12 protein-coding genes and 2 pseudogenes are annotated in these 11942 nt (G+C 60.3%); 3 read left to right on the forward strand and 11 right to left on the reverse strand.

The window, feature by feature from the left end; genetic code table 11:
• Positions 1–2: 2 nt before the first annotated feature.
• The 11 genes and pseudogenes from ASC85_RS23590 to ASC85_RS23625 all read right to left on the reverse strand — a co-directional run bounded on the left by ASC85_RS23590 (position 3) and on the right by ASC85_RS23625 (position 5814).
• A complete protein-coding gene (locus ASC85_RS23590) occupies positions 3–299 on the reverse strand; it encodes a phage tail assembly protein (RefSeq protein ID WP_003198316.1) in 297 nt (98 codons plus the stop codon).
• A complete protein-coding gene (locus ASC85_RS23595) occupies positions 296–643 on the reverse strand; it encodes a phage tail tube protein (RefSeq protein WP_003198314.1) in 348 nt (115 codons plus the stop codon). The genes ASC85_RS23590 and ASC85_RS23595 overlap by 4 nt, the downstream gene beginning before the upstream one ends.
• 66 nt (positions 644–709) lie before the next feature.
• Complete coding sequence (locus ASC85_RS23600; protein WP_057451602.1) at positions 710–2206, reverse strand: phage tail sheath subtilisin-like domain-containing protein; 1497 nt, start codon at positions 2204–2206, stop codon at positions 710–712.
• Entirely contained in the window at positions 2206–2388 is a 183-nt protein-coding gene (locus ASC85_RS23605; protein WP_003198311.1) for a DUF2635 domain-containing protein, read from the reverse strand. Before ASC85_RS23605 ends, ASC85_RS23600 begins: the two co-directional genes overlap by 1 nt.
• A complete protein-coding gene (locus ASC85_RS23610) occupies positions 2385–2969 on the reverse strand; it encodes a phage tail terminator protein (protein WP_057451603.1) in 585 nt (194 codons plus the stop codon). The genes ASC85_RS23605 and ASC85_RS23610 overlap by 4 nt, the downstream gene beginning before the upstream one ends.
• 191 nt (positions 2970–3160) lie before the next feature.
• A pseudogene (locus ASC85_RS32320) lies at positions 3161–3265 on the reverse strand (phage late control D family protein); the annotation flags it as partial.
• 28 nt (positions 3266–3293) lie between these two features.
• A pseudogene (locus ASC85_RS33950) lies at positions 3294–3396 on the reverse strand (Com family DNA-binding transcriptional regulator); the annotation flags it as partial.
• Between the two features lie 27 nt (positions 3397–3423).
• Entirely contained in the window at positions 3424–3774 is a 351-nt protein-coding gene (locus tag ASC85_RS23615; RefSeq protein WP_057451604.1) for a phage holin family protein, read from the reverse strand.
• 66 nt (positions 3775–3840) lie between these two features.
• Entirely contained in the window at positions 3841–4422 is a 582-nt protein-coding gene (locus ASC85_RS23620) for a DUF642 domain-containing protein (RefSeq protein ID WP_057451605.1), read from the reverse strand.
• Positions 4423–4460: 38 nt separating this feature from the next.
• Positions 4461–4619, reverse strand: a complete 159-nt coding sequence (locus tag ASC85_RS31560; protein ID WP_079303843.1) for a Com family DNA-binding transcriptional regulator — start codon at positions 4617–4619, stop codon at positions 4461–4463.
• Positions 4620–5079: 460 nt separating this feature from the next.
• The gene (locus ASC85_RS23625) at positions 5080–5814 is read right to left on the reverse strand and encodes a LexA family transcriptional regulator (protein WP_028237204.1); all 735 of its coding nucleotides are present in this window, start codon (positions 5812–5814) and stop codon (positions 5080–5082) included.
• A 548-nt stretch (positions 5815–6362) separates the two neighbouring features.
• On the opposite strand from ASC85_RS23625, the gene ASC85_RS23630 reads away from it, so the two are divergent.
• The 3 genes from ASC85_RS23630 (at position 6363) to fdxA (ending at position 10632) form a co-directional block, all read left to right on the forward strand.
• A complete protein-coding gene (locus ASC85_RS23630; RefSeq protein ID WP_057451606.1) occupies positions 6363–6716 on the forward strand; it encodes a DUF6124 family protein in 354 nt (117 codons plus the stop codon).
• 882 nt (positions 6717–7598) lie between these two features.
• Positions 7599–10166, forward strand: coding sequence for a DNA mismatch repair protein MutS (gene mutS / locus ASC85_RS23635; protein ID WP_164488495.1), 2568 nt, complete (start codon positions 7599–7601; stop codon positions 10164–10166).
• 142 nt (positions 10167–10308) lie between these two features.
• Entirely contained in the window at positions 10309–10632 is a 324-nt protein-coding gene (gene fdxA / locus ASC85_RS23640; protein ID WP_057451608.1) for a ferredoxin FdxA, read from the forward strand.
• Positions 10633–11942 lie beyond the last annotated feature (1310 nt).

Raw genomic sequence — 11942 nt, forward strand, 5'->3', positions numbered from 1 at the left:
GATCAGGTCGCCGATGGCTGCGACGCCGCACTCATGAAAAAACTCGCGACGGCCCAGCTCAGGGCGTTGAGATCAGCCAGGTCCAACTGGTTGACCGACGACGGCGGGATACCGGCGCACACCGCGATGTATTTGGCCGCGACGTCCATGTCCAGGCTCACCTCCTCGCTCTTGTCGATCTTGTACGGCAGCGCCTTGATCGCCCGGACTTCCTGCACCGTTGGACGGCGCAGGGTCAGTTCGCTCACCGGCTCGCCGTGGGCCTCGATGGCCACGCGCAGCGTCACGACATCGCTCATTGCCAGGTCCCCTTGATGCCTTCGAATTTCAGCTCGATGGTGGCGTCGTCACCCTTGGACACAGGCTCTTCCACCAGGTAGGCGCCGGCCAGCACGTAGACCTTGCCGTTGTTGAATTCGCAGGTGACGGTCATGTCGGTGCCCGCAACCAGTTGCTTGAGCGGGAAGTCCGCGGTGTGCAGCGCCGTCACCTTGAAGGACGGGGCAATGTCGGTTTCCTTGTAGAAACCCGGTACGACGGTTTCGCGTTTGGTGAACATCAGTGGCGCTTCGCAGCCGCCGTTGATGGTCAGTTGAGCGCCGTCCACTTTGACGTAGCAGGTGCCCGCAATCAGTTGACCCATGGTGTTTCTCCCTTCAATAAAAAGCCCACGCGAAGTGGGCTGAATTCATGCGATTGAACGCGACCTTCAGGCGGCGTCGTCGTATTGCAGACGGAACTGGTTGAGCAGCGCGAACACCCGCAGGCCGTTGATGTAATCCGGCGGGAACAGCACATTGACCCGGCTCGGGTCCTGACTGTCACGCTCGACCACCAGGTGCTCGGCGAACAGCTCAGCGTTTTCCACATGGCCTTCCAGTTCGAGCTTGGCGTATTGAGCGATCAGCTCGCCACGAATCGTGCTCGGGGTCACGATGGGCTGGCCGGCGCCGAAACGGGTGCCGTCGGCGGCCAGTTTGTGGCGACCGTACTTGCTGGTGATCACGCTTTGCAGGCGACGGACGATGAACGCCGACTGGTGCATGGTTTCGCTGTCCAGGTAGGAGTTGTCAGCCTGGCCGAAGGCGTTCTTCTGATAGGTGGTGATGGAACGCTGGATGCGCACGTAGCCACCTTCGTAATACGCGGTCGCGATGCCGTAATTGAGCAGCGACTGGCGCTCGGTCAGGGTGAAACGTTCGCTGGCCGGTGCCGGGTCCAGGCCTGGCAGGCTGCCGCTCTGGGTCGGACGGCTGGCGTCGGCGGAGATGAACACCGCCGTGCGCGCCGCCAACGCAGCGGCCTGGATCCAGAACGGTTGCGGTACGCCCAGTTCCAGGGCCTGGATGGTCATGTGCTGGTCGTTGCGTGCCTGACCGGCAGCAACCAGGGTACCGATAGTGCCGCGCTTGGCGCTGTAGACATGGCCGAACAACTGCTTGGCCCAGGACCAGCGACCGGTGTTGTCGTCCATGACCGCTTGCCAGGTGTTGAGGCTTGCCACATCGGACCAGGGCATGGCGATGAATTCAAAAGGCTCGTCGCCCAGGGCCGCAACGGCAGCGGTCTGGTCCGGCACACCGGCGCCGCCGGTCATCGCAGTGATGGCGGTGGTCAGCCCCGCCGGGGTGTTTTCGCCATTGCTCTTGCCCAGGCGATTGAATTGCAGGCTGATGTCATTGCCGCTGTCACCGGTCCATTTGGCGCGCAGGGTCACGACACCTTCGGCGGCCGCAGCAGTCACCGGCAGGTCGGCGGCCGCGTTGACTTTCAAGGCCAGCGCAGTAGCAGCCTGAGCCGCTGTAGCACCATTGACGATGGCGGCCTGGACGCGCACACCGCCAACGTACAGGTTGAGCACACCGCTTTCAGTCGCGGCGCCGGTGAAGGTCAGCACGCCCTGGGCGATGGCACCTTCGACGTTGTGCAGCGGCAGGCACCAGATTTCACCGAGCGGGTCGGTCTTGCGCCAGGTCTCGTACATCGAGGCGAGCATCGAGCCCTGCCCGCCAATGTTCTTGGCCAGCGCGACGCTGGACACCAGCACCAGTTTGCCGACTTCCGCCGGGGCGACGTTGTCGTTGACCTGGGCGACGATCAACCGGCGCATGGCCGATGACGCACTATTGGCGGCCGAGTTGTCCATTTCGGCGTAGAACAGCGGCACACGAATGTCCGCGGGAATATTGCTGAATCCGATCGCCATTATTTGGCTCCCTGTGGTTTTGCCGCTTTCACGGCTTTGGTAGTGATATCGCCATCGGCCAGACGTCGACGCCACCAGGCGTTGTCTGGCACTTCACGGCCTTCGAGGGGCAACAGATCGCCCGCTTCCGGGTCCGGTACGGCACGGCCCGGGGCCGGCAGCACGGTGATGCGTTTGCTCATGGGGTTACGTCTCCAGAGAAAGTCAGTTCCACGCGCCCGTCGGGGCCGGGACGTTTCAGGTTGGGGTCCGCCGGGTCGATGGCATCGACCCGCACGGTGGCCCCGGTAAAGGACGACAAGCCGTCCAGTTCACGTTCGTGCCAGCTTTCGGCAGGCTGGCTCGCCAGATTGCGGCCCAGCTGGAACTCGGCGAAAAAGCGCAGCCGGTACAACACACGGCTGCTATTGATGGAAACCAGTTCGCTGCCGTCGTACTCGACGCCGGTGTACTCGGCGCCCGGCTTGAACCCCACCAGTGCGCGCCACAGTTCGGCCCGCAGGTCGTGCAACAGATCCAGCGCTTTTGTCGCATCAGTGGCGTCGAGCACCAGCACGGCATCGAAGCGATCACACACCGCTTGCAGCGTGACGTTCTGAGCTGCGTTCTTGCTGGCAATGTCGGCGGTAGGCAGGACATAGGCGCAAGGGGTCTGCAGCGGGGTCTCGGCTTGCAGTGTGGCGAGGTCAAAGCCTGCGGCCACGCGATGAGCGAGCGTCGGACATTGCTCACGCAACTGCGTGAGGATCGGTGTGATCTTCATGGGGGGACTCCAGTTGTAGAGACGGTGCAGGCTCGCTCCCACAGAAGGACTCGGTTGGGCGCAGAGGTAGGTGCAACGCTGAACAAATCTGTGGGAGCGAGCTTGCTCGCGATGGCGGTGTGTCAGTCAGTGCAGGTGTTGAATGTCAGAACGCAATCGCGAGCAAGCTCGCTCCCACAGGGGCGATGGGGTCAGGCCTTGGCATCCAGGCAGGTTGCATGAATCAAGCAGCGATAGCTTTTTTCCCGATCGCCACTGGCGGTGACCTTGTCGATCGACCAACGACCGCGCATGAAATAGCCTGCGTTGACCTGGATATTGCTTCAACGTCCCGCACCGGGAACATTTGATCTGGAGCTGGGCATACTCGCCCACTCGGACCAGTAGTCTGTTGTACTTTCCATATGCAATCTTTAAGCATCTGCAAAAACACACGCAGGTCCGCGGTATCGCTTCACGGCTGGTCAGGAGGAACGTCCCGCGGAGGGACTTCGCAAACGCCGAGCCGCTTGGCGACCCAGCGCTCGTAAAGACCGATCGCCACATCGGCGCCAGCCATGGCGGTCAGGCAACCCAAGGCGCAGGCGCTCCAGATCGACATGCCGAGGGCGTACAACAGCATGGTTGCCGACACGCCGCAGACCACGCAGGCACCGGAGCGCAGAACCACGCGGCGCAGCAGCGGCCAGCCACGGGCGCCCTCCTTGTCGGCGCGCCACATCTCGCCGGACACCCCGCCCACCAGGGCGAGCACGATGACCAGCCAGATCGGCATGTCCAGCAACGCTTGTTGCTCGTTTGTCATGTCTCGTTTCCTGGGGTGATGGATGATTGCTTGGGGACGGCGGGTCTTCGCAGGGCAACCGATGTTTTACAGTGGCTCAACGATGACGTTGTCGATGAAGGCGAAGTTGGCGTAAGGGTTCTGCTCATTGGAGAACGCCAAAGTCGTTTGAGCAGAAGTGGCCGTGAAGTCATACGTGATGGTGCTCCACTCCACCGCGGTACCTTTCGCCGACGGCGTGTTGAAGGTGACACTCTGCCCCGCCACCTTGACCTGGATGGTGCCGTCGCCGGAGCGGCTGGCGTAGCGCGAATTACCCGCGCTGAAGGTCAATCGGTACTTGGCGCCTACTGCGGTGGCGAAGTTCTGCTGGATACCACCGCCGTTGCCATAGACATAATTGGCCAGGTCGACAATCACAACGCCATCCGCAGCCACGGAACCCCCGATCGAGGCGGGCATATTGAAGTACTCGGCACCGGACAAAAACGTCGTCCAACCGGTGATGAAGTTGGCTTTCGCCGGAGTATCAAGGATGCAACTGCCGCTGCAGCCTGGCTGTTCGAAGCTACCGTTGACCAGAAGGTTGGCGGCGCTAGCGTTGCCCCCGACACCGAGCAGCGCAATGGACAGCAACAGTGGGGCGACGTATTTCTTGAAACGATTCATGATTCACCTCTTGAGTTATTGATTGATCGCGCGGTTGATCAACAGCGCTCATCTCGCTCTCTGGCGATCACTCGAGGCTCAACGGCCTTCACATGATTCAACGTCCCGCATCGGGAACACTTGATCTGGAGTTCGGTGTTCTCGCCCATGCGGGCCAGAAGTCTTTTGCAGCTACCGCATCTGAAATCCTTCAGCATCGAAAGCCCTCCCATTGGCGGCGGTTTGAAGTGCCTCACGACGCAGGCATTCCAAAAAGCCCGGTTGCCCAGGCTTTTCAGTAATGCGCTTGATCTTTCGGCGCGACTGGCGCGGTACGGATCCATTCAAATTGTTCTTCCGACCGCGGTCCCTGCCCGCCGGATAACTGCTTCTGGTGCTTTACGCTGCACACCCGGGTCAGTTGCCAACCCTCTGAACCGTTAAGGCCGGTTCATCGCTGCCTGTTGGTGGAACTAAAGAGCTTCGTTGCCAGCCGCTTTGTCGAGCGGCTTGGACACAGAATATGCATGGATGCATATACAGTCAATGCGCAAATGCATTTAATTATGCGCAGTCGATGCGCAAATGCATGAAGCCCTTGAGAACACGGGGGTTGCAGGTTTTCAGGAGGCGAAAAAAAACCCGCACGACGGCGGGTTTTATCTGACAGCGGAAGGGTTAACGGGCGTACATGCCCCACCAGAAGACGTGACCGAGGATGACGATTTGCTCGTCCTGCATTTCCTGAAAGGTGTAGTCCTCATCCGGATGCTCATCACGGTTGAAGCTGCGCAGGCGGATGCCGGTGGGCAGGCGATAAAGCTGCTTCACCCGCAATTGGCCGTTGTGATTGATGGCGTAGAGGTCACCGTCGACAATGTCGCCAATCCCACACTTGCCTGCGTTCACCCCAACCGTGGCCCCGTCGCGCAGCACCGGCAACATACTGTTGCCGCGCACCGTCACGCATTTGGCCTGGTCGAACTGCACGCCGTTATGGCGCAGGCTGCGCTTGCCGAAGCGCAGACTTGAGCGCTCGCTTTCCTCGATGACGAATCTTCCTGATCCAGCAGCCAATTCAACCTCGCGCAGAAAAGGGACCGACACTTCGTCTTCTTCGACGGGTGTTTCGTCGTCCCACAGGCTTATGTCCTTGAGTTCGGAATGCGGCTCATCGCGGCGGGCATTGCCGACAGGCACAACGTCCGCGCGCCCGCGCAACTGGTCGGTGCTCACGGCGAAGTATTCGGCGATCTTCGAGATGTGTTTATCCGAAGGATCGACGATCTTGCCGCTGAGGATCCGCGAGAGGGTGGACTGAGGCACGCCGGTACGCCGGTGAAGCTCCGTGGGGGAGATCCCGTGCTGATCGAGCAATGCTCTTAATACGGTAGAAACGTTGCGTTTTTGCATAACGCGCATAGTGCTTGTTCTTTTCGCAGAAGACAAATGCTGTTTTGCATAAATATGCAATGTGTAGGCGCTGTCGAGTGCAACGAGGCTGCGATCTTTCCCCAGACACTTGAATCTCAAGCGAAAGATCAAAAGATCGCAGGCTTCGCCAGCTCCTACAAAAGCCAAACTCTCCCGCCCGGGATTTGCCCTACACGTCCCTAAGAAAAGGCTCCAAACCCGTCCTTCAAATGTGCGACGCAAGGCTACGTTTTCTTGCGCCACTGCCTACAACTACGCCAGAATCCGCCGGCTTGTGCGCCTTGGGGGCCATCGGTACTTTTGATCCTGTCACTGCCCATCAGTGATCGGGTTTAGTCGCTCGGTATTCCAAGGTGCTCATTGCTCCATTCAGTCAGGTACTTCTATTCCTGCACTTGATGGTAGCTGTGCGCAGGGCGCCCTCGGGCGCGCCGGTTTCTTGGATCCCCGGTCGACTAACCTGCGTACAGCTGCCGCCCCTCGTTTAGTCGCGAGTGAGTGGTGGCTCAACTTCAAGGATCCATAGAATGCCGAAGAACACTCCAAATCCCCCAGACGATCACGTCTCCCGCAGCCAATCGGCCAACGCCAAGAAACTCGACGACGCGGCCACTCGCGCCCTGGACTATTACCTCAAGCCGAAAGCCGACAAAGAAACCTGCGACACACCCGACACCCTTTTCATCATCGCCCCCAACATCGACGCCGAATGCCTGCTCGCCAACCTCAGCGAAACCCTGGCCTCGGCCAACGCCATGGTCAGCGACCTGGCATTCGACCTGAAGGGTTCGCGGCGGAATATCTTGCTGGGGGTTCAACAGATGATCGAGCTGAGCCAGTTGTTGGCGAACCGGGCGTTGGATGTGGTTGAGGCGAGGTAGCACTCATGATGCAAGCCAAGACCTAAGAGAAACCCGAGTCATCACTGTGGGAGCGAGCTTGCTCGCGATAGCGGTAGTCCAGTTACAACTAAGTTGTATTGGCTGCCGTCATCGCGAGCAAGCTCGCTCCCACATTGGATCTGGGTACAGCCGGAGAGACAGGCCGGCTGTAAGGCCGCCTTCGCGAGCAGGCTTTGCTCCCACAGATATGATAGGTGTACGACCGGGAGAGCCAGGTCGGCTGTAAGGCCGCCTCGCGAGCAAGCTTTGCTCCCACAGATATGATGGGTGTACGACCAGGAGAGCCAGGTCGGCTGTAAGGCCGCCTCGCGAGCAAGCTTTGCTCCCACAGATATGATGGGTGTACGACCAGGAGAGCCAGGTCGGCTGTCAGGCCGCCTCGCGAGCAAGCTTTGCTCCCACAGATATGATGGGTGTACGACCGGGAGAACCAGGTCGGCTATTAGGCCGCCTCGGTTTTGTTTTTGATCTGGGGCGCCCCGTTAACCACGCTGGCTGAACGAAGGTATTGCGCAGTGGGCAACCCGGCATGGATGCCGGGTTAGCCGTGCTGGGCCATGGATGGCCCTTCGCGGCGGCCCACGGAGCAATGCCTTCGTTCAGGCATGCCGAGCCTAGGCGAGGCACCGAGTGGTGGGGCAAAAGCGTTTTGCTTACTTTTGCGCTCTTCAAAAGTGAGCCGCCGTCAGGGCGGAACCATAAGTTGCCGTTACCGCGGCAACGGATATACACCCAATCCCAAACTGGGTCCCCCCCGACCACCCATGTTAACCTTGCGCCCATCGCGGAAAAGCCGGGCCAATGCCCCTCCTTTTGCCCTACACCTTTCAACGAGCTTGCCTGACACCCATGAATACCGCCGTGAACGACCTTTCCAGCCACACGCCGATGATGCAGCAATACTGGCGCCTGAAGAACCAGCATCCCGATCAGTTGATGTTCTACCGCATGGGCGACTTCTACGAGATCTTCTACGAGGACGCGAAGAAAGCCGCCAAGCTGTTGGACATCACCCTGACGGCACGTGGGCAATCGGCGGGCATGGCCATTCCGATGTGTGGGATTCCTTACCACGCAGCGGAAGGTTACCTGGCGAAGCTGGTCAAGCTCGGCGAATCCGTGGTGATCTGCGAGCAAGTCGGCGACCCGGCCACCAGCAAAGGGCCCGTGGAACGCCAAGTCGTGCGGATCATCACCCCAGGCACGGTCAGTGACGAAGCCTTGCTGGATGAGCGCCGGGACAACCTGATCGCCGCAGTACTGGGCGATGAACGCCTGTTCGGCCTGGCGGTGCTGGACATCACCAGCGGCAACTTCTCGGTGCTGGAAATCAAGGGCTGGGAAAACCTGCTGGCGGAGCTGGAACGGGTCAATCCGGTAGAGCTGTTGATCCCGGATGACTGGCCCAAAGACCTGCCGGCAGAAAAACGCCGTGGCGTGCGGCGTCGGGCGCCGTGGGATTTTGAGCGTGATTCGGCGCTGAAAAGTCTCTGCCAGCAGTTTTCCACCCAGGACCTGAAGGGCTTCGGTTGCGAGAACCTGACCCTGGCCATCGGTGCGGCCGGCTGCCTGCTGGCCTACGCCAAGGAAACCCAGCGCACCGCCCTGCCCCACTTGCGCAGCCTGCGTCATGAGCGCCTGGATGACACTGTGGTGCTGGACGGCGCGAGCCGCCGCAACCTGGAACTGGACACCAACCTGGCCGGCGGGCGCGACAATACCCTGCAATCGGTGGTCGATCGCTGCCAGACCGCCATGGGCAGCCGCTTGCTGACCCGCTGGTTGAACCGGCCGCTGCGGGACCTGACCGTGCTGCTGGCGCGCCAGTCCTCCATTACCTGCCTGCTCGATCGTTATCGCTTCGAGCAGTTGCAACCGCAACTCAAGGAAATCGGTGACATCGAGCGGATCCTCGCCCGCATCGGTTTGCGCAACGCTCGTCCCCGCGACCTGGCGCGCCTGCGCGATGCCCTCGGCGCGTTACCCGAATTGCAGGTGGCGATGACCGACCTCGAAGCGCCGCACCTGCAGCAACTGGCGCGCACCACCAGCACCTACCCGGAGCTGGCCGCGCTGCTGGAAAAAGCCATTATCGATAACCCACCGGCGGTGATCCGTGACGGTGGCGTGCTGAAAACCGGCTACGACGCCGAACTCGACGAGCTGCAAGCGCTGAGCGAGAACGCCGGCCAGTTCCTGATCGACCTCGAAGCCCGGGAAAAAGCCCGTACCGGCCTTGCCAACCTCAAGGTCGGCTACAACCGCATCCACGGTTATTTCATCGAATTGCCAAGCAAGCAGGCCGAACAGGCCCCGGCCGATTATGTTCGCCGCCAGACCCTCAAGGGCGCCGAGCGGTTCATCACCCCGGAACTCAAGGCGTTCGAAGACAAGGCGCTGTCGGCCAAGAGCCGCGCCCTGGCCCGGGAAAAGATGCTCTATGAAGCGTTGCTCGAGGACCTGATCAGCCAATTGCCGCCATTGCAGGACACCGCCGGCGCCCTGGCGGAACTGGACGTGCTGAGCAACCTGGCCGAACGCGCACTGAACCTGGACCTGAACTGCCCGCGCTTCGTCAGTGAGCCGTGCATGCGCATCAGCCAGGGTCGTCACCCGGTGGTCGAGCAAGTACTGACCACGCCGTTCGTGGCCAACGACCTGAACCTGGATGACAACACCCGCATGCTGGTGATCACCGGCCCGAACATGGGCGGTAAATCCACCTACATGCGCCAAACCGCGTTGATCGTGCTGCTGGCCCACATTGGCAGTTTCGTCCCGGCGGCCAGTTGCGAATTGTCCCTGGTGGACCGGATTTTCACCCGCATCGGCTCCAGCGACGACCTGGCCGGTGGACGTTCGACGTTCATGGTGGAAATGAGCGAAACCGCGAACATCCTGCACAACGCCACCGAACGCAGCCTGGTGCTGATGGACGAAGTCGGACGCGGCACCAGCACCTTCGACGGCTTGTCCCTGGCCTGGGCGGCGGCCGAGCGGCTGGCGCACCTGCGGGCCTACACGCTGTTCGCCACCCATTACTTCGAACTCACCGTGTTGCCGGAAAGCCAGCCGCTGGTGGCCAACGTTCACCTCAATGCCACCGAGCACAACGAACGCATCGTCTTCCTGCACCACGTGCTGCCCGGCCCGGCCAGCCAGAGCTACGGCTTGGCGGTGGCGCAACTGGCCGGCGTGCCAAGTGAAGTCATTACCCGTGCCCGCGAGCACCTGAGCCGCCTGGAAACCACCAGCCTGCCCCACGAAGCGCCGCGTCCGACCAAAGGCAAACCGGCCGCGCCGCAGCAAAGCGACCTGTTCGCCAGCCTGCCGCATCCGGTGCTCGATGAACTGGCCAAGCTCGATCTGGACGACCTGACACCTCGTCGGGCACTGGATTTACTCTATACATTGAAGACACGGATCTAACACACCGGCTTTCAAGCTGTTAGAATCGCGCGCGGTTTGGGATGCTGCGGACTATTAGCCTGGTTCGCAGACTATCGCTCCCAAACCTGGCGACCCTACCGTGAAGGGGCTTCGCTGCCGCCGCCTGAGGAGAGAATTAGAAATGACCTTCGTCGTCACCGACAACTGCATCAAGTGCAAATACACCGACTGCGTAGAAGTGTGTCCGGTGGACTGCTTTTACGAAGGGCCGAATTTCCTGGTCATTCACCCGGACGAGTGCATCGACTGCGCCCTGTGTGAACCGGAATGCCCGGCGAATGCCATTTTCTCGGAAGACGAAGTGCCGGCCGGCATGGAGAACTTCATCGAGCTGAACGCCGAACTGGCGGAGATCTGGCCGAACATTACCGAGAAGAAAGATGCGCTGCCGGACGCTGAAGAGTGGGATGGCAAGGAAGGCAAGCTCAAGGATCTGGAACGCTGATCGTTGCTGCTTTCGTGGAAAAGGCCCCTTGCGGGCCTTTTTGCTTTTCCGGGTCAAGAAATCGCAGGCAAAAAAAAGGGGCGGTTTGACCCGCCCACATTTTTTCCCTAATCCCTTTAATCCTTTTCATCATCCTGATGAATCGCGTCCTGCGATGTCCTTCCTTCCCATCGTCCTTGACGGGTGTGTCTGTCCGTCGACACAGGACTGATATTAGTATTTTCCCAGGCGAGTGCAACGCGGCTGATACAGGTGGCTTGCTCTGTAACGCTACGTTCATCAATAAATTTTCGTTATAAATCAGACAAATACAAAAAGATCACGGTGTTTATAGCGGTCTGTCCCGACGATGAGGAACTGATCGCTTACGTAACACTAGGCAAAGGCTTACAAGCTGAACCTACAAATGGAGCAGGTCTGGGCAAACGCCTCTTCTCAAACGCAAAAGCTCCGAATTAGTCGTGATGTTGATCTATAGTTTTACGAGCGGGGATTTCAGGGGTGGTGTGTATATCCGTTTCTGCGGTAACGGCCGCTGACGGTTCCGCTCTTACAGCGGGTCACTTTTGGAAGAGCGCCAAAAGTAACCAAAAACGCTTTGCCCCACCACTCGGCACCTCGCCTAGGCTCGGTGTGCCCTCACTCCGGCATTGCTCCGTGGGCCCGCCGCGAAGGGCCATCCATGGCCCAGCGCGGCTACGGCATCCATGCCGGGATGCCCACTCCACAATGCCTGCGTTCGGCCAGCGTGGTTAACGGGGCGCCGAGATCAACGTCCACCGCGAGGCGGCCTTATAGCCGACCTGGCTCTCCCGGTCGTACACCCATCAGATCTGTGGGAGCAAAGCTTGCTCGCGATGAGGCCAGCACATTCAATATCTTCATCGACTGTGATACCGCCTTCGCGAGCAAGCCCGCTCCCACAGGGGAAACGCGGCCCCGCCCAGAACTAGGTCGGCTATCAGGCCGCCTCGTTTTTGCTTTTGATCTGGGGCGCCCCGTTAACCACGCTGGCTGAACGCAGGCATTGCGCAGTGGGCATCCCGGCATGGATGCCGGGATAGCCGCGCTGGGTCATGGATGGCCCTTCGCGGCGGCCCACGGAGCAATGCCGGAGTGAGGGCACACCGAGCCTAAGCGAGGTGCCGAGTGGTGGGGCAGAGCGTTTTTGGTTACTTTTGGCGCTCTTTCCAAAAGTGACCCGCGGCGTTTTTCAAGGTAGTTGTCGCGTCAACCGTTTTGCTATGCCGCTTTTTTCTCGGTCTGCTGTTCCCGATCCGGGTTTAGCAGCACCGTTCCTATCGGCTCCC

The organism is Pseudomonas sp. Root401 (genome assembly GCF_001425105.1).
Classification (GTDB): Bacteria; Pseudomonadota; Gammaproteobacteria; order Pseudomonadales; family Pseudomonadaceae; genus Aquipseudomonas; species Aquipseudomonas brassicacearum.